The following is a 24449-nucleotide window of genomic DNA, read 5'->3' on the forward strand; positions in this document are numbered from 1 at the left end:
GGAGTTATCAATCGGGCCGGCACGTCTGCTACGCGGATTGGGTAGACAGTGGCTGGTACAACCTGAGGCATCACGGGGACTGGAGGTGATGCCTTTAGTACATTTTAGTTGTCGCAATTATAGCGAAGATTTACTTATAATAATTAAGATTTTTCCTATTTTGTGGTGTTTTCGAAACTTTTATTTCCAGAAAGAATTTCATCGCCGATCGGCGGGATGGCCTACAATCTCGCCATGACCGAAATTTCCCTTGTACTCCCCTTTGCATTGCCTCCACCCGAGCTGGCCAACGACCTGATCCGGGCCTTGCAAACGCCTGCACTGGCCGCGTTGTTGACTCGCCACAGTCACTTCCAACATAGCATTTACGACAATGAAAGCCGCGTGCTGCCGCACGAGGCATGGCTGGCGCACGCGCTTGGTCTGGCCAGCGCTCCCAGCCAGCCGGATACCGGCGCTCCGCTAGCCACCTCCGTGATGCGCGGCTGCGGCTTGGCGGCCGAAGCCGCCGAGGGATACTGGTTCATGCTGCAGCCGGCCCATGTGCAGATTTCCCGCACCCACATGCTGCTGTCCGACTTGCGCGGATTGCAACTGAGCGAGGCCGAATCACGCGGCCTGTACGAGATCGCCCGCCCGTTTTGCGAGGAAATCGGCAAGCCGCTGCTGCATGGCGCGCCGGGCCTGTGGTTCCTGCGCGCCGATGACTGGTCCGGCCTGCGCACCGCCTCGCCGGACGCCACCAGCACTCAGAGCATGAGCGATTGGCTACCAGAGGGCGACCGCGCACGCGACTTCCGCAAGCTGCAAAATGAAATCCAGATGCTGTGGCACGAGCATCCAATCAACGAAGCGCGCCAGGCGCGCGGCCTGCAAGCGATCAACTCCTGCTGGCTGTGGGGCGGCTCCGGCCCAGCCACACCGGCCGGCCGCGTGGCGATCGCCGGCGGCACGCAGTGGATGGACGCACTGGCAGCCGGCGTGCAGCCGAACGTAGAACAACTGATCGCCCAGCCCGGCGCCGTCATGCTGGCCGACCTCATCGCCCCGGCGCAAGTAGGCGACTGGGCCGACTGGCTGGCCCGCATGCAGCGCATCGAGCAGGAATGGTTTGCACCGCTGCTGGCTGCCTTGAAGGGCGGCCGCATCGCGCGCGTTCAACTGATCCTGAGCCACCGCAACGGCTGGACCACCGTCGCCAGCACCGGCGGCGCGCAACGCAAGTTCTGGCGCAAGCCAACCCTGAATTCCCTGTTGAAGCAATCATGACCCGCATTAGCACCCGCCCCTGCCCGTTCCGCGAATCCGAAATGCTGCGCCAGAACGGCGTTCACCCGGTGCTGGCGCGCCTGTACGCGTCGCGCGGGCTGACCGATCCGAAAGAGCTGTCGAGCGAACTGGCGGCCATGATTCCGCCATCGGGCCTGCTGCACATCGACGCTGCCGCCGTGTTCCTGGCCGATTCCATCGCCGCCAACAAGCGCATGGTGATCGTGGCCGACTACGACTGCGACGGCGCCACCGCCTGCGCCGTGGCCCTGCGCGGCTTGCGCGCCATGGGGGCGAATATCGACTTCATCGTGCCGAACCGCTTCGAGTACGGCTACGGCCTGACGCCGGAAATCGTCGAACTGACAGCGCGCGAAAAGCAGCCGGACATCATCATCACGGTCGATAACGGCATCGCCAGCATCGACGGCGTGGCCGAGGCCAACCGCCGCGGCATCGAAGTGGTGGTGACCGACCACCACCTGCCGGCCGACACCCTGCCCGCCGCGCGCGTGATCGTCAATCCGAACCAGCCGGAATGCGGCTTCCCGAGCAAGCACATTGCCGGCGTGGGCGTGATGTTCTACGTGCTGCTGGCCTTGCGCGCCGAACTGCGCAAGCGCGGCGCGTACGAAACGCAACCGCAGCCGAAACTGGATAATTTGCTGGACTTGGTGGCGCTGGGTACCGTCGCCGACGTGGTGCGCCTCGACGCCAACAACCGCATCCTGGTCGCCCAAGGCCTGAAGCGCATGCGCGCTGGCCGCATGCACGCCGGTGTGGCCGCGCTGTACCGCGTGGCCGGCCGCGATCCGCGCAACGCCAATCCGTTTGACCTCGGCTTCGCGCTCGGCCCGCGCCTGAACGCGGCCGGCCGCCTGGAGGACATGTCGCTCGGGATTGAATGCCTGATCACCGACGACGAAGGCCGCGCATGGCAACTGGCGCAGCAACTGAACGACATCAACCTGAAACGGCGCGAGATCGAAGCCGATATGCAGGATACGGCCATGCTGCACCTGGACGAGTTTGAGCCGGCCGAAAGCAGCACCATTTGCGTGTTTGACGAATCGTGGCACCAGGGCGTGATCGGCATCGTCGCCTCGCGTCTGAAAGAAAAATTCTACCGCCCGACCATCACCTTCGCACCCGGCGCCGATGGCTGGATCAAGGGCTCCGGCCGCTCCATCCCCGGCTTCCACCTGCGCGACGCGCTGGACCTGGTCTACAAAAAAGCACCGTCGCTGATCGACAAATTCGGCGGCCACGCCATGGCGGCCGGCCTGACCCTGCGCGCCGACGCGTTTGACGCCTTTGCCAAGGCATTTGAAGAAGTCGGCCGCTCGTGGCTCAGCAAGCAGCAACTGGAGCGCGTGATCGAAACCGACGGCCCGCTGGAAGATGCCTACTACACCACCGCCTTCATCCAGGAGATGGACGGCCAGGTGTGGGGCCAGGGCTTTGCGCCGCCGGTATTCTGCGACGAATTCCGCGTGGTGAGCCAGCGCATCCTGAAAGAGCGCCACCTCAAACTGCTACTGGAAAAGAACGGCGCCCGCTACGACGCCATCTGGTTCGGCCACATCGACTCATTGGGCGAGCGCGCCCGCGTGGCGTTCCGGCTGGATGCCAACGAGTACAACGGCGTTACCAAAGTGCAACTCTTGGTGGAGCACGCGGAACCGGCTTAATTGAAAACGGATAGCATTTAATCCGAAATCGGAGTATATTGAATCCAACAACGGAGGATTTATGCTTACCTATGCCTACCCCCGCAGCCGCTTCGAACCAACCGTCATGGTGGATCTCAACGCCAAGGCGGAGCGCGAGCGCCTGTCCAAGTCGGCCCTGAAGGGCTTTTTCAAGCTGGTCGCCACCTGGAAGGTGCGCGATGAAGACGCGCGCCAGCTGCTCGGCGGCCTGTCCAACAGCGCCTACTACGACTGGAAAAAGAACCCGGAGCGCACGCTGGAAGTCGACTGCATCACGCGCATTTCCTACCTGCTGGGCATCTATAAGGCGCTGCACATCATCTACGGCGACAAACTGGCCGATGAATGGGTCAGCCTCCCGAACACCAATCAAATTTTTGAGGGCCGCACGCCGCTGGCCTACATGCTGGGCGGCGGCCTGCTCGCCATGCAGATCGTGCGCCAGTTACTGGACGCCCGCCGCGGAGGACTGTAAGTGCCGGTCAGCCTCGTTCCATCCCTGCCCCTCACCACGCTGCGGCAGTTCGACACCTGCCGCCTGCTGCCCTCGCGCTTTGCGGATCTGGAGGATTCGGTGCTGTCGCCGCTGGCCGATAGCGACGACCATCTGCACGACTTATTCGACCTCGATAACGCCACCAACGCGCGCCTGCGTACCCAGAACGGCGGCGCGGCCGGCATCAGCGTCGATGAACTGGTATTCGGCGTGCCCAACTTCCGCATCGTGAACGCCGCCTTTACCTACGCCCGCCCCGAGGGCAGCCGCTTTAACGACGGCTTGCGCGGCGCGTGGTATTGCGCGTTCGACGTGGAGACCGCGCTGGCCGAAGTCAGTTTTCATAAAGCCGTGGAATACGCGGAAATCAGCCGCTTCGACGACAGCGTGCAGTATCAATGCATGCTGGCCGATTTCACCGCCAGCTTCCATGACCTGCGCGAACAGCCGCACTTCGCCAACTGCCTGGCGCCGGATAGCTACGTCGCCTCGCAAACGCTGGCCGAACGGCTGCTGGACAGCGGTTCGCTGGGCGTGATCTACCCAAGCGTGCGGCACGCAGGCGGCACCAACCTCGCCTGCTTCCGCCCCGCGCTGGTGGGCAATGTTCGCAAAGGGGCGGCCTATCGGTTAACATGGCAGGGTAGCCCAGTACCGAAGATAGAAATTATTTAACCATGCAAACCAAACCAGAAAAAGATATCGAACTCCGCACCAAGGTCAATCGCGAAACGGCGCGCCTGCCGTGGACGGAGCTGCTCAAACACTTCGCGCAGGGGAACGTGGTGTGGGTCGCCAACTCGCTGGACCTGGTCGATGTCGCCGTGCGCATCTCGCACGATGACAAGGCCAACATCAGCCAGTGGATGAACTCCGGCCTGATCGCCAAGGTCAATGATCAGCAGGCGCAGTCGTGGCTTGAGGCGAACGCCGAGCTGTGGGCCTGCGTAGTCAGCCCGTTCATCCTCGTGCAGGAACAGAAAGCCTTAAACTAAGCTCGCCGCCAGTGCGTTGTGGCGCTCGATGACGACCGGCAGGTCGATCGTGCACAGTTGCCCTTCGCGCACCACCACCTTGCCGTTGATGATGCTGTAGGCGACATTCGGCGGGGTGCAGAACACCAGCGCCGCCACTGGATCGTGCAGCGCGCCGGCCATGCCGATACCATCCAGCTTGAACATCACGATGTCCGCCGACATGCCGGGCTTGATCGCGCCGATGTCGTCGCGGTTAAGCACCTTGGCGCCGCCCAGCGTGGCCACTTCCAGCGCTTGGCGCGCCGTCATCGCGTCCGGGCCAAAGCCGACGCGTTGCAGCAGCATCGCTTGACGGACTTCGCCCATCATGTGGCCAGCGTCGTTGGAGGCGCTGCCGTCCACGCCCAAACCTACTGATACGCCGCGATCCAGCATCTTGCGGATCGGCGCGATGCCGGAAGCCAGCCGCATGTTCGAGCATGGGCAATGGGCGATGCCGGTGCCGGTGCGGGCGAACAGGTAGATACCATCGTCGTCCAGTTGCACGCAGTGGGCATGCCATACGTCCGGGCCTACCCAGCCACAGTCCTCGGCGTATTCGGCCGGCGTCATATTGAATTTTTCGCGGCTATAGGCGATGTCGTTGACGTTTTCCGCCAGGTGCGTGTGCATGGAAACGCCGTAGCCGCGGGCCAGCTTGGCCGATTCCTTCATCAGATCTTGCGACACCGAGAACGGCGAGCATGGCGCCACCACGATGCGCTGCATGGCGTGGCGGCTGGCGTCATTGTAGGTTTCGATCAGGCGCTGGGTGTCCTTGAGGATGGCGCCCTCTTCTTCCACCACGCGATCCGGCGGCAAGCCGCCTTTCGACTGGCCCACGCTCATCGATCCGCGCGAGGCGTGGAAGCGCATGCCGATTTTATGCGCTGCTTCGATGCTGTCATCGAGCTTGCAGTCGTTCGGGTAGATGTAGAGGTGATCGCTGCTGGTGGTGCAGCCGGACAGGATCAGCTCCGCCATCGCCGTCAGCGTGGAGACGTGCACCATTTCGGCGGTGAGGCCGGACCACAGCGGATAGAGATTGGTCAGCCAGTTGAACAACTCGCCGTTCTGCGCGGCGGGAATCGCGCGCGTCAAGCTTTGGTACATGTGATGGTGGGTGTTGATCAGGCCCGGCATCACCACGTGGTTGCTGGCATCGATGATTTCGTCGGCGGCCTGCGGCAGGTCTGCGCTGACGCCGACTTGTTCGATCACGTTATCGCGGATGAAGACCGCGCCGTTGGCGATCTCACGGCGCGTGTCGTCCATCGTGACAAGGACGCGGGCATTCTTGATTAACAGTGTTTTCATTGTGCGAACAGGTAGTTGCAGCTTTGGTCGGATGGATCGCGGGCGAGGATGCGGTCGTACAGGCCGAGGTTTTCCTTCATCGTGCGTTCGACGTCTTCTTGCAGCAGCAGCCCGGCAGCGACCTGGCGCTCGGCGGCGGCGCGCACGGCGGCCGCGTAGGCGTCGCGATTGGCGTAGCGCGCTTCGAGGCTAGGACGCGGATCGCCCGCTGCCACGCGCTCCGCTTCGGTGCGGGCGAATGGCACGAAGCTGCCGTCGAAGCGCGAGGTGGCCCACGCGAAGCCGGTTTCCGGTGCGCGCAGGTTCCAGCCGGTGTGGGTGCCGAGTGGCGCTTGCAGCTCCACCAGACGCACGCCGCCCTTGTCGTTGCCGTCCGCGTCCGGCGTTGGCACGCGCGTTTCATAGTCGTCGCCGTGTCGTGGCGGGACGATATCGGCGATGCCTTGGGTGGCGTAGCGGCGGCCGAAGTCTAGGCGCGGCTCGCGCAGGTTCTGCTCCGGCGGAGTGAGGCCGAAGCCTTTCGGGAAGATGGCGCGATAGTCGGCCACCGTCGTCAACGTGCCGTCGGCCAGTTGCGGGTAGGCGCTGGCTGGCGGTTGCTTGCCCCTGGTGGTCCAGTCGTCCAGCGCGACGATCAGCGCGCGCATCGGCAGATAGTGGTCGCTGGTCGATACGCAAGCGGTGAACGGCGCGCGCGTCTTGGAGCGGCCAACGTAGTGCTGCGCGCCCATGAAGCCGTAGATGCGCACGTTGTCCGCTGGTGCGACGTCGCGCTCGCCGTCCGGCGTGGTGGCGATCAGCGAGGCACCGCGATTCCAGAACTCGGTGGAAGTGTTCGCGTAAATCAGCTTGGGCAGATTGCCTTGCTTGTCGCGGGCCTTGTCCAAGGTGGACGCGGTCTTGCCTGTGACCTGGTCGCGCGATGGCGCGGCAGTGAACGGGAAAGCATCGGCTGGATAATCGTGTTCCTCCATCATTGATGGATGGCGGGTCGGCTGGGCGAAGCGGCTGTTGAAGCCCGCCGAGCCGCCGGCGCCCGGCACTTGCAGGTAGGCGCCGTTGAATACCAGCTTGCCGCTTTCGTCGACGTTAAGGCCATCAGTCATCATGCGTCCAATCACGCGGCCCGACTGGCTGATGCCGAACATGAGCACATTGCGCGGCGCGGCTGCGCCTTCAAATGGATGGTCGCGGAAGTAGGACAGCAAATCGCGGATGCCAGCCAAGCCAGCGCCAGTCACGTACGGATCCTTGGCGACATAGGTAATCTCGTAAATCGTATCGGGCTTGAAGCCGCCGTCCAGCTGCACGCGGCCCGGGCCGCCCTTCAATTCAGGCTCCACGAAACGCCATGCGCTGCGCGGAATCGGCTTGCGCTTGTCGCCTTGACGCGCACGTTCAGTCAACTGGGCGTGCGGATCGTTAGGCGTTGCAGGCTCGTAGGTCAAGCCGCGCATGCCTGCGTAGGTGACGATGTCGGTTGGCGCGTTGACGGTGAACTCGTTCTGCACCTTGCCCTTCACGCCTTTCGCGACAGGCGGTGCAAACACCAGCGGGCGTCCGCCGGCAACGCCGGTCGGCGCAACGTCCCACGTCCACGCGGAGAACAGCAGCGAAAAGCCATGGCGCATCAGGAAGCCATCGCCGGCGTCGGCAGCGGTGGTTGGATCGTTGTGGGCTGGACTGCGGCCATTGACTTGGCCGAGAATAGCGATGTTGCCACGATTGTTCACATCATAGAGCAGCGTGGTTGGCTGCGCGCCGGTTGGACGCAGCAGCACAAACTCGCTGGAGAACAGTACGCGGCCTTGCTTGTCGCGCGGGGCTTTTTTAAGATCGACGATGGCGGCGTTGGCTGCGGCTTTTGGATCGAGCGCATAGTAAGCGACGCCGCGTATCTTTTCGTACGCGCCGAATTCGCCGAAGGTGACGCCGGGAGCGAACGGCACACGTTCAACTACTTGAATGCGCTCGACTGCGGCGTGCGCCGTTGTTACCGCTGCCGCCATCGCCAACAAAGCCAACTTGCGTTTCATCCCATGCCCCCGATAGCTTAAACGCCTATCGTAGCAAGCCCCTTAGCAGACGTCTACCCACTTCCCTTCGGTGACGGAGGCCAGCAACGCGGGCGTGATGCGGATCGCGCTGTTGATCGAGCCAGCGGCGGGCAGCACTTCATCAAAGTTGTTCAGCGAGTGATCGAGATAAATCGGCAGCGGCTGCGGCAGGCCGAATGGGCAAACGCCGCCGACCGGGTGGCTGGTCAGTTCCACGACTTCTTCCGGCCCGAGCATCTTGCCCTTGCCGAAAGCCTCCTTGAACTTGCGATTGTCTACGCGCGCGACGCCACTAGCGACCAGCAAAATCACCTTGCCATCGGCGACGCGGAACGCCAGCGTCTTGGCAATGCGGCCCGGCTCCACGCCGTGCGCTTCGGCCGCCAGCGCCACGGTGGCGGTGCTGGCCTCGGTCTCGATGATAGGCAGCTGGATATCGCGGGAATGGAAAAATTCACGTACCGATTGCAGGCTCATAGGATTCTTCAGGTTGGCGTATCGACATCGTCCCACTCGCGGTCTTCAAAGCGCACCAGCCAGTTCAAGGCGTGGTGGCGCTCTTGCAGCACGCCGTCGTTGAGGTTTGCCGGGACCGGCGTCTTTTTCAGGATGGCTTGGCGGCTGGCCCAGTGCTGGCGATAGTGCAGGTCCAGCGCATCGAGCAACTCCGACGCGGCGCGCGCGACCGGCTGCTTGCGCAAGCCTTCCGTGCCGCGATCGATCACCGTGCTGGAGATCGACGACACGTCGCAAATCGCATCCGCGAACGGCAGCTCCTCTTGCAAGCCAAGCGCCCATTGCAGCACGAGGATGGCCTCATAACGCCACAGGAATTGCGTGATGGTCTGTTCGTCCGGCGCTTCCTGCGCAAGGAAATCGCGCTCGGCGTCGGTGAGGCCGGCGAAGGCTGGCGGGAAGCGCTGCTGCAAATCAGCGACCGTGATCGGCGTTTTGCTATTCAAGGATTCAGCGCGGATGGCGACCACGAACAGCGCCAGCATGCGGCGCAGAATATCTTCCGGTGCGCGCTGGCGCAGCTCTGGCTCGGACACCAGCGGTGGCAAATCCGCCGGCACGATGATCTTGCGGGCGGCCAGTTGTTCCTCGCTGCGCGCCTTGCGCTGCCAGGCTTGCGGCGGATATGGCACCACAGCTTTCGGATCGCCGTCACCGGTCATGGCCAGCAGCACGCGGCCTTGCGGATCGCGCACACTGCCGTCGGCCATAAAGGCGATGACATTGGCCGCTTCCGCCCACGCATGGAACTCGGCCATGTGAGCCGGATCGATGGCGAGGCTGATGTGGTGCTGCGTGCGTTGCAGGTGGCGGATCACGTGATAGCGAGTGCGGCTCATCGTGCCTTGGCCTTGTTCGGCCAGCAAATGCATCATGCCGTTCAGGTGCGGAGCGAGTTCCCCGCCGGACAAGTCACGGCGGCCATTCACCACGTGCGGGAAGGACGGCTTGGGCACATCGCCCACCGTGCAGTAAGCGTTGAGCAGAACGTGGTTACTAATGTCCTTCGGGGAAAACAGCTGCTTGAGTCGATTTAGCATAACAATTTTGAAATTCGGGGTCAGCTCTGTCATTTGGACAGGCGCACAAGATATTTGAGAAATATCAATGCGTCATTCTACAAGATGCCATTGGAGATGGCGACCTAGCGCAGACGCCGCCCTCTAGCCACGCAGGAATGCATTGAGAAATATCAAAAGTGCTTAGCGCGTGTCCATTTGACAGAGCTGACCCCGAATTTGCTAAATTTTAATGCCCGCCTCCCAAATAGGCGGCGATGACTTTGGGGTCGGTTTTCAGGCTTTCGGCGGGGCCGTGGACGGAGATGTTGCCGTTTTCCAGGACGTAGCCGTAGTCGGCGACGTTGAGCGCGGCGGCGGCAAACTGCTCCACCAGCAGCATCGTTACACCCTCTGATTTCAGGCGCTGGATGATGCGGAAGACTTCTTCCACCAAGATTGGCGCTAGGCCCATCGATGGTTCGTCCAGCAGCACCACCTCGGGATTCAGCATGACAGCACGCGCCATTGCCAACATTTGCTGTTCGCCGCCCGATAAGGTGCCAGCCAGCTGCGTTTGGCGCTCTTTCAAACGCGGGAACAGTTCCAGCGCTTTTTCGAGATCGTGCTTGATGTCGCCCTTCGGCCGCGCGCGGGTAAAGCGCGGGAAGGCGCCTAGCAGCAGGTTGTCGGTCACGCTCATGGACGCAAACACACGCCGCCCTTCCGGCGAATGCGCCAGCCCGGCGCGGGCGATTTTGTGCGAGTCGTAGCCGGTGATGTCTTTGCCGTCCAGCGTGACTTTGCCGCCTTTCGGTTTGATCATGCCGGAGATGGCGCGCATGGTGGTGGTTTTGCCAGCGCCGTTGGAGCCGATCAGAGTCACCAGCTTCCCTTTCGGGACGTCCAGCGAGATGCCGTGCAGGACTTCGACTTTGCCGTAGGCCGCGTGCAGATTGGAGATCGATAGCATGTCGTGTCCTCGTCAATGCGCCGCCGGCGCTTTTTCATCACTGCCGCCGCCCAGGTAGGCCTCGATCACTTTCGGATCGCTTTGCACGGCGGCCGGTTTGCCTTCGGCGATTTTCTGGCCGAAGTCCAGCACAGTCACGGTGTCCGACAGCGCCATCACCACGTCCATGTGGTGCTCGATCAGGATGATGGTGATGCCGTGATCACGGATTTTGCGGATGATGGCCATCAGTTCCTTGATGTCGGGCGCAGTCAGGCCGGCCGCCGGCTCATCGAGCAGCAGCAGACGCGGACTGAGGCCCAGCGCGCGGCCTATCTCCAGCAGGCGCTGTTTGCCATACGGGAGGTTGCGCGCCTCTTCGTTCGCCAGATCCGACAGGCCGACAAATTCCAGAATGCTGGCAGCACGTTCGCGCGCTGCCTTCTCTTCACGCTTGTAGCGCGGCGTTTGCAGCATCACGTCCAGCACATTGGATTTGAAGGTGTTGTGCAGGCCGACCAGCACGTTCTCGGTCGCCGTCATCTCGCCAAACAGCTGGACGTTCTGGAAGGTACGCGCCACGCCGCCCAGCGCAATCTCCGACGGCGTACGGCCCGAGATCACCGCGCCGGAAAACGCTACCTTGCCTGCCGTCGGTTTGTAGATCCCGGTCAGCACGTTCATCATAGTGCTCTTGCCGGAACCATTGGGGCCAATCAGGCCATGCACCGAGCCTTGAATTACGTTGAGATCCACTTGGTTCAACGCTTTCAAGCCACCAAACTGCATCAGGATTTGCTCGACGTTGAGCAGGCTGTCGCCGGCCTTGCCGCCTTGCGCGCGCGGGAACGGCTCGGCGCCGCTCGACGCTACCGCCTTGGCGTGCACCGCGCCGCGCCCCATCAGCCCTTGCAGGAAGCCGACGATCCCGTCTTGCAGGTAGTAGACCACGAACAGAGTCATTAAGCCGAAGATGGTCAGCCGCCAGTCAACGATGTTCTCCAGCTTGAACGAGAACGCCGCCATGCCGATGGTCGCCACCAGCGGCACCAGCACGCCGCGCGGCGTGGAGCGCTTGCGCGCAATCGCCAGCGCGGAGCCGATCACGCCCAGCACCGCCGCCGCTACGGCAATTTTGCGGAACAGTTCAATGTCGGCCAGCAGGCTAGGAAGCATCACCACGATCAGCGCACCGATCAAGGAACCGGAGCGCGTTTTGCGCCCGCCCATAATCACGGCCAGCAGGAACAGGATGGTCAGCTCAAACGTGTAGCTGCTCGGGTTGATGTACTCTTCCGAATACGCATACAAGCTCCCCGACAGGCCGGCGAAACCGGCGCTGATGATAAACGCATATACTTTGTAGCGATACACGGATACGCCCATGCAGTCCGACGCAATCGGGCTGTCGCGCAGCGCTTCAAACGCGCGGCCGAGGTTCGATTTCAAAATCCTGTGCACCACCACCAGCGACACCACCATCAACACGGCGACCATGTAGTAGTACTGCACCTCGCTGAGCTTTTGGCCGAACAGCACCGGCTTGGCGATCTTGATGCCCATCGGCCCTTCGGTCAGCCAGGTCATTTCGTTGATCAGGATCTGGATGATGGTGCCGAAGGCCAGCGTCACCATGGCCAGGTATGGGCCGGTCACGCGCAAGGCCGGCAGCGCAAGCACGGCGCCAAACACCGCCGCGATGATCACGGAGGCAGGAATGGTGATCCAGAACGGCGCGGCCAGTTTGAATACCAGCACGCCGGTGACGTAAGCCCCGATGCCAAACAGGCCCGCGTGGCCCAGCGACACTTGCCCGGTGTAGCCGACCACGATATCCAGCCCGAACAGCAGGATCGCGTAGATCAAGATGGTTTCGAATAAATGGATGTAGTACGGATTCGGAATCAGCGCCGGATACAGCGCCAGTACCGCCAGCCCCGCCACGCTTGCTGCGATGATTGTCTTCTTCATGGGTCAGACCTTTTTAATGGCGGCTTTGCCGAATAGGCCGGACGGTTTCACTGCCAGCACCAGCAGGAGCAGCAGCAAGCCCGGTACGTCTTTGTACCCGGTGGAGATGTAGTAGCCGGCCGTGGTTTCAACCACGCCCAATATCAGGCCGCCGACGATGGCGCCGACGCCCGAAGTCAGGCCGCCGATAATCGCCACGGCGAACGCTTTCAAGCCAAGCGATGCGCCCATGGTGGCGCCGGTCAGTGTCAGCGGCGCTACCAGCACGCCCGCAAACGCGGCGACGGCAGACGACAGCGCGTACGAGAAGGTGATCACCATGCCGGTGTTTATTCCCATCAGCCCCGCCGCATCGCGGTCGTTGGCGGTGGCGACAACGGCCTTGCCGTAGATGGATTTGCGGTTGAAGATTTCGACCGCCGCCATGATGGCCAGCGCGCCCACCACCACCGCTATCTGCATCGGCTGTACATTGGCGCCAAGGATTTCAATCGGCGCGGAAGACAGCGGCGATGGGAAGGTCAGGTCGTCCTTGCCCCAGATATTTTCGGCGACGTTCTTAAAGATAATCGCCAGCGCGATGGTGGACATGATCCAGCCGAATTCGGATTTGATTTTGATCGCCGGCCGTACGCCTATCCATTCCACGAACATGCCTTGCAGCGCGCCGAACACGATCACCAGTGGGATCATCAGCAGGTAGCTCATGTAAGGGCCGCCATGGATATTGCCGACCAGGCTCAGTCCCACCAGCGCGCCCAGCATCAGCGATTCGCCTTGGCCGAAGTTCAGCGTGCCGGAGGTCGCGAACGTCAGTTGGTAGCCAAACGCGATTACCGCGTAGATCATGCCCAGCGCGATGCCGCTGAACACCAGTTGCAAAAGAATTTCCATCATTTTCCCCGACAAGAAAAATGGCCAGCTTGTCTCGATCAACAAGTCTGGCCATTATTGGCGCGCTAGGTAGCCTTACTTGGCCAGAACGACTTTGCCGTCTTTGACTTCACCGAAGACGGTGATGTCGGCGTTGATGGCTTCATGATCGTCTTTGCTATACGGCTTGGCGTAGGTGGTCACGACGCCGTCGATTTTCTCGCTCAGGTTTTCCAGCGCGGCTTTGACTTTCGGGCCGTCGGTGCTGCCGGCCTGCTTGATGGCGGCAGCCAGCAGGTAGATCGAGTCGTAACCCTGCGCCGCCGATACCGGCGACGGCATGCGGCCTTGCGGCGGGTTGTAGGCCTTGATGTAGGCGTCGATGAAGGCTTTGCGCTTGGGCGTGTTGGGATCCTGGATGAAGGTTTGCGGCATGCGGGTGCCGTTGCCGTTCTTGCCGGCGTTGTCGATGAAGTTCGCCATCGATAAAGTCCAGCTGCCGATCAGCGGCACTTTCCAGCCCAGCTTCTCCATGCCGTTGGCGATCTGCGCCAGCTCAGGGCCGATGCCGTAGGTGAGCACCACTTCAGCGCCGGCCTGCTTGGCTTTCAGCAGCTGGGCCGTCATGTCGACGTCCTTGATGTTGTACTTCTCGACGGCGACCGCTTTCAGGCTTTTTTCGGCCAGCGCTTTTTCCAGGTCTTCGCGGCCAAGCTGGCCGTAGTTGGTGGAGTCGGCCAGAATCGCGACCTTTTTGAATTTGCGATTGTCCACCGCCTCTTTGACGATCATGTGCGACTGGATCTGGTCATTGGCGGAGTTGCGGAAGATGTAGTTCTCCGGCTGATCGGCAAACTGCTTGGTGATGATGGAGCCGGTGGCGACGTTATTCATCACCGGTATTTTCGCGTCTTGATAGAAACGCTGCGAGGCCAGCGCCACGCCGGTGTTGATGTAGCCGACGGTGGCCACGACCTTCTCTTTGTTGATCAGTTCCTGCGCGATCTGCACGCCGCGTTCCGGCTTGGCTTCGTCATCGCGTTCGACCAGCTGGATTTGCCGGCCCAGGACGCCGCCCTTGGCGTTGATGTCGGCCACGGCCAGCTTGACGCCGTCGCGCATGGACACGCCCATCGGCGCAGAACCGCCGGTGAACGGGCCGGACACGCCGATCTTGATGGGATCAGCCGCCTGGGAGGAAGCTGCGAAACCGAGTGCTAAACCTGCAACGAGCAATTTCAATTTGAAATTCATGTGCCATCTCCTGTTGATACAACGTTTTTTGTAGTAGTCGTACGCTGGAAAGTCGCCCCATCGGAAAAACATTGTAGGTTAGTAAATCAACAGCGGCAACAGATACATGTGCGGCATCGCAGCAAGCGTTTGCTGAGTGGGCGTTTGTAAGCCAGGTGTAAGGATTACAAGCCGGGCGCGGCTTGTTTGAGGGCGCGGTTGGCGAAGCGCATCTGGGTTTCGGCCAGGGCTTCGTTGCGCTCGAAGCCCATGGAGCCGTCGCGCAGGCCGATGGCCATGGCCATCACGGCTTCCGGGTATTCGAGGTCGGCGGCTTTTTCGATCCAGCGGCGGGCCGCCAGTTCGTCGCGCTTGACGCCTTCGCCGCTCAGGTAAAGCTTGGCCAGCGCGAACATGGCGGCCGGGGTTTGCCGATTGGCGGAGAATTGCAGCCATTGCGCGGCGGCTTTGAGGTCGCGCGCGACGGCCATGCCGTTCTTGTACATCATGCCGAGGTAGTAGGCGGCTTGGGCGTCGCCTTTCTTGGCGGCGCTGCTGAACAGTTCAAAAGCGCGCGGCAGATTCGCAGGTGTGCCGTCGGAGCCGCGCAGGCACAGGCGCCCTTCTTCGACCGGGCCTGCGGTTGCAGCGCCGACGAAGGCCAGCATGAACGCGGCGATGGCGATGCGCAGGCGGCTCATTTGCTCAAATCGATGGCGTACAGGGCAAAGCCTTTGCCGCCGCCATCGTCCGTTTTGAGTTGCGATACGCCCGCCAATCCGGCTTCGCGCGCGAGGTTCAGCAAGCCCGGTGCGGAATGGAACACGACAGCGCCCTTGGTCGCCACCGGCGCGAAACGCCAGCTGCGCGTGGCGCCATTGTGAGCGCGGCTGAGCTGCTTGGCCTTTTGGATGTAGGCGATCAGCACATCGCGGCTGGAATCCGGCGCGGCGATCACGGTCTTGCTGCCATCCAGTCCGGGGAAGTTGCCGCCGCCGCCCGCGCGGTAGCTATTGGTCGCTACGATGAATTCCTGCGATGGCGACAACGCTGCACCTTTGTAGTGCAAGGCGACGATGCGCTGGCCGACCGGCTGGGTGACGTCGATCTGGTAGCTGACGTCCGCATTGGTCAGCATGTCGAAATTGAAGCCTGCAAAAGCAGTGTTGACCAGTTCCTGCTGCGCGCTGCTGGCCGGGTCGATGCGGTTGAAGCGTTCGGCGGATTTTTCCAGCCATGCTTTCAAGCCTGCGCCGTTCAGCTTCACGGCGTGCAGCGCGTTTGGATACAGATACAGGTCGGCGGCGTTATTCAGGGCGACCGCGCCCGGTTTGACGTCGGTGTAATCGGCCGCGCTGGCAGCGCCGGTCTTGAACGGCGACGCCATCGACAGCACCGGAAGCGCTGCGTGCTGCGACAGATTGGCCTTGACGTAATCCTGCACATAGGCGGTTTGCGCCTGGTTCACCAGCTGGATGGCGCTGATGTCGCCAACATCGGCAAAGTAGCTGCTCATGCGGAAATCGCTGGTGCCGACCGGAGTTTGCACGTAGCGGATGGTGGCCGCGTGTTCGGCCGCTATCAGTTGCGCAATGGCCGGATCGGCGGCGACGTAGCTGCCGTCCGCCTGCTTGGTGCTGCGTGCTTCGACCGTAGTGCGGCTCTTGTCCACCACCCAGCGCGCGCCGTCGTATTTCAGGTGCAGGCCGATCACACCGAGGTGCTTGCCCCACAGGTTGGCCATCACGGTCGGCACGCCGAATACCGTGCCTTTGACTTTGTCCACGCCGGGCAGGTTGAAAGCGGCGCGCTTGCTGGCGGCGTCCGGGAATGGCAGGTGTTCGTGGCCGATCAGCAGCGCGTCGATGCCCGGCACTTGCGCCAGGTGGTAGTTGGCGTTTTCCATCTCCGGCGCATAAGCCTCGCCGTCAATGCCGCCGTGCGAGATGGCGACGATCAGGTCTGCACCCTCGGCGCGCATCTGCGGGATGTACTTCTGCGCGGTCTCGCGCACGCCCTCGGCGTAGACCTTCCCGGCCAGCCATTGCTTATCCCACGACAGCACGCCCGGCGGCGTAAAGCCGATGATGCCGACCTTGATGGTGGCGGTCAGCGGCTTGCCATCCGGGCCGGTGGCGCGAATTTGGCGCGTCAGGATACGGTACGGTGCAAACAGCGGCTTGCGCGTGCGGGCGCTGTACAGGTTCGCCAGCACGATGGGGAAATTCGGGCCGGCGCAGCGTGGCGCGTCAGCCGGTACGCCGTCGACGTCGAAGTGGCTGCCGGTGACTTGGTTCAGGTAGGCCAGTCCGAAATTGAATTCGTGATTGCCGATGCCGGCGCCGTCCACGCCCAGCTGGTTCATGGCCTTGTAGATGGCCGGCGCTTCGGCACAGCTCACCGGCTTGACCAAGGCTTGGTAGTCGGCCAGCGCCGTGCCTTGCAGCGCGTCGCCATTATCGAGCAGCAGGTTGTTCGGATATTCGGCACGCGCCTGCTTAATCAGCGTGGCGGTGCGCTCAAGGCCGATGGCGGGATCGGCCTGCAATTTGTAATAATCATAACTGAGCACATTGGCGTGCAAGTCGGTGGTTTCCAGCAGCGCCAGCGTCGCCTCGGCGCCGGACGGCGTCGCGCTAACCAGCGGCGCAATGGCGCAGCCGATCAGTAAAGCGGGCAGCATGTGGCAGGCGCGGTGGTTTGGGCGCATGGACGACAGGATGAGTTGCAGGCTGCAATATTCTATACGTTTTGTGGCTTAAATGGCAGGTTTTCACCGCCGCCGGGCCGCCAGCCGCGCGGCACTGGGAGAGCGTAGCCGGTTACGGTATAATCCAAGGTTTGATTTCAGCCTTAGAAAAGAAGAAAACCATGGAAGCCGAACGCATTAACGCCCTCACCTCCCTGCTCGCCGATCTGACCACGCGCGAAGCCGAACTTCGGAGGTATCTTTGACTTCGATCGCAAAGTCGACAAGCTCGAACAAGTAAACGGCGAGCTGGAAGATCCTGCGGTCTGGAACGATCCTAAGAAAGCGCAGGATCTGGGCAAGGAGAAGAAGTCGCTGGAGGCGGTGGTTGACGCGCTGACCAAGGCTAACGCCGACCTGAAGGACATGGGCGATTTGATCGACATGGCCAAGGAAGAAGGCGACGACGACACGCTGGAAGCGCTGATCGTCGATGCAGAAGACGTCCGTAAAGTCATCGAGGGCATGGAATTCCGCCGGATGTTCAACAATCCGATGGATCCGAACAACTGCTTCGTCGACATCCAGGCCGGCGCCGGCGGCACCGAGGCGCAAGACTGGGCTTCCATGCTTCTGCGCCAGTACCTGCGCTATTGCGAACGCAAGGGCTTCAAGGTCGAAGTGATGGAAGAATCCGAGGGCGAGGTGGCAGGCATCAAGACCGCGACCCTGAAAGTGGAAGGCGAATACGCCTACGGCTTCCTGCGCACCGAGACCGGCGTGCACCGCCTGGTGCGCAAGTCGCCGTTCGACTCGGCCGGCGGCCGCCACACCTCATTCGTGTCGCTGTTCGTGTACCCGGAAGTGGACGACTCGATCGATATCGAGATCAATCCGGCCGACCTGCGTATCGATACCTACCGCGCATCGGGCGCCGGTGGTCAGCACATTAATAAAACCGACTCCGCGGTGCGTCTGACCCACGGCCCGTCGGGCATCGTGGTGCAGTGCCAGAACGACCGTTCGCAGCACCGCAACAAGGCCGAAGCGATGGAAATGCTGAAGGCGAAACTGTACGAACTGGAACTGCGCAAGCGCATGAGCGAGCAGCAAAAGCTGGAAGACTCCAAGACCGACGTGGGCTGGGGCCACCAGATTCGCTCCTACGTGCTGGATCAGTCGCGCATTAAAGACCTGCGCACCAACTACGAAACCGGCAACACCAAGGGCGTGCTGGACGGCGACCTGGACGACTTCATTTCGGCCTCGCTCAAACAAGGCGTGTAATCCATGACCCAGCGTGCATTTATCTTCGACATGGACGGCACCATTGTCGACAATATGTCCTTCCACGTGAAATCGTGGCTGGAGTTTTTCCAGCGCCGCGGCCACGTGGTCGATGCGGATGAATTCTTCCGCAACACCGCCGGCCGCCAGGGCCACGAAATCATGAGCACCTACTTTGGCAAGCAGTTGACCAAGGAAGAAAGCGCGGCGCTCGATTTCGAGAAGGAAGCCCTGTACCGCGAGATGTACGCGCCGCACCTGGCGCCGACCACCGGTTTCGTTGATTTCATCACGCGTGCCAAGGCGGCCGGCATCAAGCTGGCCGTGGCTACCGCTGCGCCGAATGAGAACATCGACTTCACGCTGGACGGCCTCGATCTGCGCAAGGAATTCCACGCCATCGCCGGCGCGGCCGACGTGGCGCGCGGCAAGCCGAATCCCGACGTATTCCTGCTGGCGGCCGAGCGCGCAGGCGCTCATCCTGCCCACAGCATCGTGTTCGAAGACGCGCCGCTGGGCGTGGAAGCGGCGCGCCGCGCAGGCATGCGCGCCGTGGTCTTGACAACCACTTTGCCGGCTGAAGCGTTTAAGGAATTCGACAACGTCATCGCCGTCGTGCGCGACTTCAGCGAGCTGGATGTGGACGAGTTGTTCGCCGCATCTGCCACCAATTAAATCATCACCTCAACAAAAGTAAAGACCATGACTACGGATCTTCAAGACCAAGCAGCCGCTCCCGACGAAAATAAAATCATTGCGGAGCGCCGTGCCAAGCTGGCCGCTATCCGCGCACAAGGCGTCGCCTTCCCGAACGACTTCAAGCCGGAACACAAGGCTGCCGATCTGCACGCGCAATACGGCGAGAAGTCGCGCGAAGAGCTGGAAGCTGCTCCGGTCACCGTCAAGCTGGCAGGCCGCATGATGCTGAAGCGCGAAGCCGGCAAGAAGGCCGCTTTCGCCACGCTGCAAGATTCGTCGGGCGCGCAGGCCGATGGCCGCATCCAGATCTACGCCACGCTGGATCTGACCGGCGAAGCGGCAATGGCCGCCCTGCACCACTACGATCTGGGCGACATCCTGGGCGTGGTTGGCACGCTGTTCAAGACCAAGACCGATGAACTGACCATCAAGGTCACCGAACTGCGTCTGATCACCAAGTCGCTGCGCCCGCTGCCGGATAAATTCCACGGCCTGGCCGACCAGGAGACCAAGTACCGCCAGCGTTACGTTGATCTGATCATGAACGAAGAAACGCGCCGCACGTTTAAAGCGCGTACCGCTGCGATGTCGTCGATCCGCCGCTTCATGGAAAAGAACGACTTCATGGAAGTGGAAACCCCGATGCTGCACCCGATTCCGGGCGGCGCTGCGGCCAAGCCTTTCATCACCCACCACAATGCGCTGGACATGCAAATGTACCTGCGTATCGCGCCTGAGCTGTACCTGAAGCGCCTGGTGGTGGGCGGCTTTGACCGCGTGTTCGAAATCAACCGCAACTTCCGTAACGAAGGCGTGTCGGTTCGTCACAATCCAGAATTCACCATGATGGAATTCTACGCGGCCTACACCGATTACCAGTGGCTGATGGACTTCACCGAGTCGGTGATCCGCCAGGCTGCGATTGACGCCAAGGGCACCGCAGTGCTGACCTACGGCGGCCGTGAGCTGGATCTGTCCAAGCCATTCCACCGCCTGACCATCGTCGGCGCCATCAACAAGTTCGCTCCGCACTACACCGACGCGCAACTGAACGATGCGGAATTCATCAAGAAAGAACTGCTGAAGTTCGGCGTGAAGCCGTTCGCCACCGCCGGCCTGGGCGCGCTGCAACTGGCGCTGTTTGAAGAAACCGCCGAAGCGCAGCTGTGGGAACCGACCTTCATCATCGACTACCCGGTCGAAGTGTCGCCGCTGGCCCGTGCTTCGGACACCCGCGAAGGCATCACCGAGCGCTTCGAACTGTTCATGGTCGGCCGCGAAATCGCCAACGGCTTCTCGGAGCTGAACGATGCAGAAGACCAGTCGGCACGCTTCCTGTCGCAAGTCGCGGCCAAGGACGCAGGCGATGAAGAGGCAATGTTCTACGACGCCGACTACATCCGCGCGCTGGAATACGGTATGCCGCCAGCCGGCGGCTGCGGCATCGGCATCGACCGCCTGATGATGCTGCTGACCGACTCGCCGAACATCCGCGACGTGCTGCTGTTCCCGCACCTGCGCCGCGAAGACTGATCGTCAGAATAGTGTGATGCTGCCGGACTCCAGTTCGTGCAGCACACCCTGTTCCAGTAATGTGTGATAGTGCCGCATGCGATTGCGGCCCTCCTTCTTGGCCTCATACATCGCGCGGTCAGCCCGCTCCAGCACAGACTTGGGTAGCACCAAGGTCGATACGGCGCAAAATCCCCCGCTCAACGTTACCTTACCTACCTGCGGGTAGCGGTAACTCTCGACGGCCTTGCGCAAGCGTTCGAACAGTTGCTCAGCCGCCTCGAGGTCGCGCGCTTCCACCACCGCGATAAACTCTTCCCCCCCATAGCGGAACAGCAGATCCGTGCGGCGCAGTGTCCTGCCCAACACCCGTGAAACCAGCAACAGAATCTCATCGCCAATCACGTGGCCAAACTGGTCGTTAATGCGCTTGAAGTGGTCGATGTCCAGTACACCCAACCAATAGCAGTCGCGCGCCGGCAGCACCGGCGCCACACCGGGGGCGTCCATCGGCGGCTGGATCGACAACTCCTCCCAAAGCCGGTCCAAACTGACTTCCATCGCATAGCGATTATGCAGCCCGGTCAGGCGGTCGCGCTGGCTCGAGTCCAGTAGCGAGTAATAGTTGGAATACACCTGCAGCACGCCGGTAATTACCGCGTCTTCCATCGCCGTCAGGAGGAATTTACGCTCGAAGATCAGGTAGCCGCTATGCAGCTCACCGCTGCGCAGCGGATAGCAGAACACTTGGTTGCCCTCGTGTGGCTGGTTGCACGGATACCCAAGCAGGCGCACGTTGTCCACCAGCAGCCCGATGTGTTCGGGAATATAGGTTTCGTTGCGGACCGCGTCGATGCGTTCGGAAATCCGCTCCGCACCGTCGCTGTCACGCGTACCCGTACGTGAGTGATGCAGCACGTGCGTGATCTGGTGTTTCGCGTTAATACGGTACAGCGAGGTTTCCAGCACGCCCAGGATCGGCGCCAACGTGCGCAGCAGGCTTTGCTCAACCAGCTGGGTGTCGCGGATCGCGGTGATGACACCCAGCTTCTTCAGCGTACCGGGCAAAGGCGGCAGTCCAGTGTTTGGCATTACATCGTCTCCAGCAAAAATCGGGGCCGGTCAACCGGCGGGCATAGGATTCTGCCCACGTCCACCAACGATGTCACCACCCCAAAGAATGGGGGGCGCAGCTTCGGTGCGCGCTCAACTGTCGAGCATGCCGGCCTGGCGGGCCAGATTTACCGCTTGCACGCGGTTGGCCGCGCCCAGCTTGCCAAAGATTTGCGCCATATGCCACTTCACTGTATTCACCGACACCCCAAGGGTGAGCGCCGCTGCGCGGTTGGTCGCGCCCTGCGCCACCAATTCCAGCAGATTGCGCTCGGCCACTGTTAGCTCAGCCAGCAGCGGCGGATCCGCGGCGCGCGCGGCATCCGCACACGCCAGCAAGGTACGCAGGTGCGCTACCGCAGCGTGCGAAAGCGTACCGGGCGGCCCATCTTGCAAGGCCTCCAACAAACACAACACGTCCTCCCCCTCGTCCAGGAAAGTGCGCACCAGGCCCGATTGCGCGCCCTGCTCCAGCGCCAGAGCCATCAGCAGCTGCGCTGCCCGACGGTCGCCGCCGCGCTCCTCCGCTAGCGCCAGCAGCACCCGAAGCTTGGCGGCGCGCCAGTGGCGACCACCTTGAACCGACTGCTCCAGCAAGCGGCGCAGCTGGCTTTTTGCCGTTTGCAGCTGGCCGGCGGCCAACGCCAGACGCGCTTGGGCGATGCCGCCGCCGTCGATCTCCTGACTGGAACCGATCCATGACGCCAACCCGTGATTGGCGTCCCCGAGCGAGGCCGCATAACCTGCGATACCGTCACGGTCACCACTGACAACCATCAACCGCGACAGTTCGCTCTCAAGGGCTAAGCGCAACTGCGGCGCATGCTTGCGGGCCTTCATAATTTCGCCCTCCAGCCAGCGTTTGGCCGCCATCGCACCGGATTGCAAAGCCATCAACTTAGCCTGCGTGACCAGTATGCCGCTGACCATATCCCACGGCATCGGAATACCCTCCATCTCGCGCGCTATCTTTATCCGCTCCTCCAACTCGCCGATACTATTGCGCTCGTACAGCAGCATTAACAGCAAGCCACCGCTGTAACTGTGCAGAAAGACGGGCGGAATGTCAGCGCTGTGCCGCTGCAGCAGCAGATCTACTCCCATCATCTGCTCCAGCGCAGCATCGTGGCGTCCCTGCATCGCATCTAGATACGCCTGCAGGAAAATCACCACCGACATCATGGTGGCGCTATTGTTTTCGGCGCACATGCGGCGCGCCTGGATCAGCATCTGCACCGTTTCCGCCAGCCGGCCGCGCACCAGATAGGAATACGCGGCTACGGTGGCCAGTGCGCCGCGTTCGTAGGCATCGGCCTGCTGCTGGAGCGGCCAGTTCCGTTCCACCAGCGTGATGCAGTAATCGATATCGGCATCCAGGAAAGCCAGCACCGGCTCGAAGGCGCGCAAGCTCTCGCCATAGAATGCGTCGGCACCGCTGGGCGTGGCGTGCTCGCGGAAGTAGGCAATCCAGCGGCGTGCCTCGTCGCGGCGCTGCAGGTACAACAGCGAAACCAGCAAGCTGCGGCAAATGCGTGGATGGCGGTGCAGCAGCACTTCTGGCAACCGCTCACAGCAGCGGATCAGACTGGGATATTGCGCCCTCTGCCGCAACGTTTCGGCTAGCTCCTCCAGCAGGGCCGCCGCAGCTTCAAATTCGGCCGCCTTAATGTGGCAGTCAAAGGCTTCCAAGCTACGCCCGTGGGCCTTGAGCCAGACAGCAGCGCGCGCATGAACCAAGGCCTGCGCGTTGCCACCCGGCGCGCCGCACCGCATGATATGGCCGGCAAACAGTGGATGATATCGATACCAGTGCTCGCCGATCGGTTGAATCGGCAGCCCAGACAAGCGGATACTCGTAATCAGTTCGCCACTGTCCGTGCTATCGCGCACGGCATCGGCCAGTGCCACGCAGAACGACGACAGCGGCGCGGTGGCAAGCAGAAAAGCTTGCACGCCCTCAGGCTGCGAACGCAGCACCTCCTCCGCCAGATAATGGTTCAAATCGCTCACGCCGTGCAGATCGCGCAGGTGCTGATCGGCGCTACCCTGTATGCGTTTCCACGCCAGCGCCAGTAGCTCGATCGCCGCTGGCCAGCCCTCGGTGGATTCATGCAGCCAGCGCATTTGCTCGTCGGCCAAGTACAGATTAGCCTGGCGCAGATAGTTTTCCGTTTCGCCAAGTTCGAAACGCAGGCTTTCCAGATTCAATTCCAGCAATATGCGCCGAGCCTTTAGCCGCGCAACGCCAACCTGGTGCAGGCTGCGGCTGCCGAGGTACACGCATACACCAGGCGGCAGCACTTCTTCGATCACCGACAGCAGCAGGCGGATAGCATCGCCATCCAAATGTTCCACGTCATCGAGGAAGAGGTGACGCACGGGCGTACTACCAAGCGTGCGAAGCGGCGCATCGGCCTCAGCACCGCCACCCAGCAATGCTGCACGCAGCGCAAGCAACAAGCGGGCCGGATCACGATCCGCAGCATCGAAGGTTAGCCAGGCGACCGGCACTTGCGATGCCGCGAAGCCGGCATGTAGCAGCTGCAGCACGCACGTCTTGCCATAGCCGGCCGGTGCGCACAGCAGCACCATGCGATGGGAGCCCGCCCTCGTCAGCCGGGCCAGAACGTCTGGTCGCGGCATCAGCGTCCCGGCGGGCGAAGGCGGCAACAGTTTTTGCGCAACAAAATCCATGGGGCAACTCTTCAAAGCCTCAAACCAGAAGAGCTTACCTTTTTG

The 24449-nt window shown here is 61.9% G+C and carries 20 protein-coding genes; 8 read left to right on the plus strand and 12 right to left on the minus strand.

The window, feature by feature from the left end; genetic code table 11:
• The first annotated feature begins 234 nt into the window (after nt 1-234).
• The 5 genes from GTP45_RS12015 to GTP45_RS12035 all read left to right on the plus strand — a co-directional run bounded on the left by GTP45_RS12015 (nt 235) and on the right by GTP45_RS12035 (nt 4472).
• Complete coding sequence (locus GTP45_RS12015; protein WP_166454591.1) at nt 235-1269, plus strand: hypothetical protein; 1035 nt, start codon at nt 235-237, stop codon at nt 1267-1269.
• Nucleotides 1266-2960, plus strand: a complete 1695-nt coding sequence (gene recJ / locus GTP45_RS12020; RefSeq protein ID WP_161014081.1) for a single-stranded-DNA-specific exonuclease RecJ — start codon at nt 1266-1268, stop codon at nt 2958-2960. The genes GTP45_RS12015 and recJ overlap by 4 nt, the downstream gene beginning before the upstream one ends.
• 61 nt (nt 2961-3021) lie before the next feature.
• The gene (locus GTP45_RS12025; protein WP_161014082.1) at nt 3022-3456 is read left to right on the plus strand and encodes an antitoxin Xre/MbcA/ParS toxin-binding domain-containing protein; all 435 of its coding nucleotides are present in this window, start codon (nt 3022-3024) and stop codon (nt 3454-3456) included.
• Complete coding sequence (locus tag GTP45_RS12030) at nt 3457-4152, plus strand: RES family NAD+ phosphorylase (RefSeq protein WP_161014083.1); 696 nt, start codon at nt 3457-3459, stop codon at nt 4150-4152.
• 2 nt (nt 4153-4154) lie between these two features.
• Nucleotides 4155-4472 carry a DUF2288 domain-containing protein gene (locus GTP45_RS12035; RefSeq protein WP_161014084.1) on the plus strand — a complete coding sequence of 106 codons (318 nt, stop codon included), beginning with the start codon at nt 4155-4157 and terminating at the stop codon, nt 4470-4472.
• On the opposite strand, the gene GTP45_RS12040 is transcribed toward GTP45_RS12035, so the two are convergent.
• The 10 genes from GTP45_RS12040 to GTP45_RS12085 form a co-directional block, all read right to left on the minus strand.
• Nucleotides 4464-5810 (minus strand): 8-oxoguanine deaminase, encoded by a 1347-nt coding sequence (locus tag GTP45_RS12040; protein WP_161014085.1) that lies wholly within the window; start codon nt 5808-5810, stop codon nt 4464-4466. The genes GTP45_RS12035 and GTP45_RS12040 overlap by 9 nt on opposite strands.
• Complete coding sequence (locus GTP45_RS12045) at nt 5807-7846, minus strand: alpha/beta hydrolase domain-containing protein (protein WP_161014086.1); 2040 nt, start codon at nt 7844-7846, stop codon at nt 5807-5809. Before GTP45_RS12045 ends, GTP45_RS12040 begins: the two co-directional genes overlap by 4 nt.
• A 42-nt stretch (nt 7847-7888) precedes the next feature.
• The gene (locus GTP45_RS12050) at nt 7889-8344 is read right to left on the minus strand and encodes a YbaK/EbsC family protein (RefSeq protein WP_161014087.1); all 456 of its coding nucleotides are present in this window, start codon (nt 8342-8344) and stop codon (nt 7889-7891) included.
• 8 nt (nt 8345-8352) lie between these two features.
• A complete protein-coding gene (locus GTP45_RS12055; RefSeq protein ID WP_161014088.1) occupies nt 8353-9423 on the minus strand; it encodes a DUF4272 domain-containing protein in 1071 nt (356 codons plus the stop codon).
• Nucleotides 9424-9631: 208 nt separating this feature from the next.
• Nucleotides 9632-10354: an ABC transporter ATP-binding protein gene (locus GTP45_RS12060; protein ID WP_161014089.1), complete on the minus strand. Its 723-nt coding sequence runs from the start codon at nt 10352-10354 to the stop codon at nt 9632-9634.
• Between the two features lie 12 nt (nt 10355-10366).
• Complete coding sequence (locus GTP45_RS12065) at nt 10367-12304, minus strand: branched-chain amino acid ABC transporter ATP-binding protein/permease (protein ID WP_161014090.1); 1938 nt, start codon at nt 12302-12304, stop codon at nt 10367-10369.
• Between the two features lie 3 nt (nt 12305-12307).
• Complete coding sequence (locus GTP45_RS12070; protein ID WP_161014212.1) at nt 12308-13198, minus strand: branched-chain amino acid ABC transporter permease; 891 nt, start codon at nt 13196-13198, stop codon at nt 12308-12310.
• Nucleotides 13199-13273: 75 nt separating this feature from the next.
• Entirely contained in the window at nt 13274-14431 is a 1158-nt protein-coding gene (locus GTP45_RS12075) for an ABC transporter substrate-binding protein (protein WP_161014091.1), read from the minus strand.
• Nucleotides 14432-14595: 164 nt separating this feature from the next.
• Complete coding sequence (locus tag GTP45_RS12080; RefSeq protein ID WP_161014092.1) at nt 14596-15111, minus strand: tetratricopeptide repeat protein; 516 nt, start codon at nt 15109-15111, stop codon at nt 14596-14598.
• Nucleotides 15108-17120 carry a bifunctional 2',3'-cyclic-nucleotide 2'-phosphodiesterase/3'-nucleotidase gene (locus GTP45_RS12085; protein ID WP_161014093.1) on the minus strand — a complete coding sequence of 671 codons (2013 nt, stop codon included), beginning with the start codon at nt 17118-17120 and terminating at the stop codon, nt 15108-15110. Before GTP45_RS12085 ends, GTP45_RS12080 begins: the two co-directional genes overlap by 4 nt.
• 161 nt (nt 17121-17281) lie before the next feature.
• Between GTP45_RS12085 and prfB the strand changes: the two genes are divergently transcribed.
• The 3 genes from prfB (at nt 17282) to lysS (ending at nt 20618) form a co-directional block, all read left to right on the plus strand.
• Nucleotides 17282-18386 (plus strand): peptide chain release factor 2 gene (gene prfB / locus GTP45_RS12090; RefSeq protein WP_161014094.1). Its coding sequence is split into 2 segments (ribosomal slippage): nt 17282-17362 and nt 17364-18386, totalling 1104 coding nucleotides; the frame shifts between segments, so codons are not numbered across the junction.
• Nucleotides 18387-18389: 3 nt separating this feature from the next.
• Nucleotides 18390-19061, plus strand: a complete 672-nt coding sequence (locus GTP45_RS12095; RefSeq protein ID WP_161014095.1) for an HAD family hydrolase — start codon at nt 18390-18392, stop codon at nt 19059-19061.
• Between the two features lie 27 nt (nt 19062-19088).
• The gene (gene lysS, locus GTP45_RS12100) at nt 19089-20618 is read left to right on the plus strand and encodes a lysine--tRNA ligase (protein ID WP_161014096.1); all 1530 of its coding nucleotides are present in this window, start codon (nt 19089-19091) and stop codon (nt 20616-20618) included.
• Nucleotides 20619-20621: 3 nt separating this feature from the next.
• On the opposite strand, the gene GTP45_RS12105 is transcribed toward lysS, so the two are convergent.
• Entirely contained in the window at nt 20622-21689 is a 1068-nt protein-coding gene (locus tag GTP45_RS12105; protein WP_161014097.1) for a GGDEF domain-containing protein, read from the minus strand.
• Between the two features lie 114 nt (nt 21690-21803).
• A complete protein-coding gene (locus GTP45_RS12110) occupies nt 21804-24404 on the minus strand; it encodes a winged helix-turn-helix domain-containing protein (protein WP_161014098.1) in 2601 nt (866 codons plus the stop codon).
• Between the last annotated feature and the right edge of the window lie 45 nt (nt 24405-24449).

This window comes from Duganella rivi (genome assembly GCF_009857435.1).
Classification (GTDB): domain Bacteria; phylum Pseudomonadota; class Gammaproteobacteria; order Burkholderiales; family Burkholderiaceae_D; genus Rugamonas; species Rugamonas rivi.

Excerpts from the sequence above, each read along its gene's own strand:
- GTP45_RS12015 (WP_166454591.1), top strand. The coding sequence starts at position 235 with ATGACCGAAATTTCCCTTGTACTCCCCTTTGCATTGCCTCCACCCGAG.
- recJ (WP_161014081.1), top strand. The coding sequence starts at position 1,266 with ATGACCCGCATTAGCACCCGCCCCTGCCCGTTCCGCGAATCCGAAATG.
- GTP45_RS12025 (WP_161014082.1), top strand. The coding sequence starts at position 3,022 with ATGCTTACCTATGCCTACCCCCGCAGCCGCTTCGAACCAACCGTCATG.
- GTP45_RS12035 (WP_161014084.1), top strand. The coding sequence starts at position 4,155 with ATGCAAACCAAACCAGAAAAAGATATCGAACTCCGCACCAAGGTCAAT.
- GTP45_RS12040 (WP_161014085.1), bottom strand. The coding sequence starts at position 5,810 with ATGAAAACACTGTTAATCAAGAATGCCCGCGTCCTTGTCACGATGGAC.
- GTP45_RS12045 (WP_161014086.1), bottom strand. The coding sequence starts at position 7,846 with ATGAAACGCAAGTTGGCTTTGTTGGCGATGGCGGCAGCGGTAACAACG.
- GTP45_RS12050 (WP_161014087.1), bottom strand. The coding sequence starts at position 8,344 with ATGAGCCTGCAATCGGTACGTGAATTTTTCCATTCCCGCGATATCCAG.
- GTP45_RS12055 (WP_161014088.1), bottom strand. The coding sequence starts at position 9,423 with ATGCTAAATCGACTCAAGCAGCTGTTTTCCCCGAAGGACATTAGTAAC.
- GTP45_RS12060 (WP_161014089.1), bottom strand. The coding sequence starts at position 10,354 with ATGCTATCGATCTCCAATCTGCACGCGGCCTACGGCAAAGTCGAAGTC.
- GTP45_RS12065 (WP_161014090.1), bottom strand. The coding sequence starts at position 12,304 with ATGAAGAAGACAATCATCGCAGCAAGCGTGGCGGGGCTGGCGGTACTG.
- GTP45_RS12070 (WP_161014212.1), bottom strand. The coding sequence starts at position 13,198 with ATGGAAATTCTTTTGCAACTGGTGTTCAGCGGCATCGCGCTGGGCATG.
- GTP45_RS12075 (WP_161014091.1), bottom strand. The coding sequence starts at position 14,431 with ATGAATTTCAAATTGAAATTGCTCGTTGCAGGTTTAGCACTCGGTTTC.
- GTP45_RS12080 (WP_161014092.1), bottom strand. The coding sequence starts at position 15,111 with ATGAGCCGCCTGCGCATCGCCATCGCCGCGTTCATGCTGGCCTTCGTC.
- GTP45_RS12085 (WP_161014093.1), bottom strand. The coding sequence starts at position 17,120 with ATGCGCCCAAACCACCGCGCCTGCCACATGCTGCCCGCTTTACTGATC.
- GTP45_RS12095 (WP_161014095.1), top strand. The coding sequence starts at position 18,390 with ATGACCCAGCGTGCATTTATCTTCGACATGGACGGCACCATTGTCGAC.
- lysS (WP_161014096.1), top strand. The coding sequence starts at position 19,089 with ATGACTACGGATCTTCAAGACCAAGCAGCCGCTCCCGACGAAAATAAA.
- GTP45_RS12105 (WP_161014097.1), bottom strand. The coding sequence starts at position 21,689 with ATGCCAAACACTGGACTGCCGCCTTTGCCCGGTACGCTGAAGAAGCTG.
- GTP45_RS12110 (WP_161014098.1), bottom strand. The coding sequence starts at position 24,404 with ATGGATTTTGTTGCGCAAAAACTGTTGCCGCCTTCGCCCGCCGGGACG.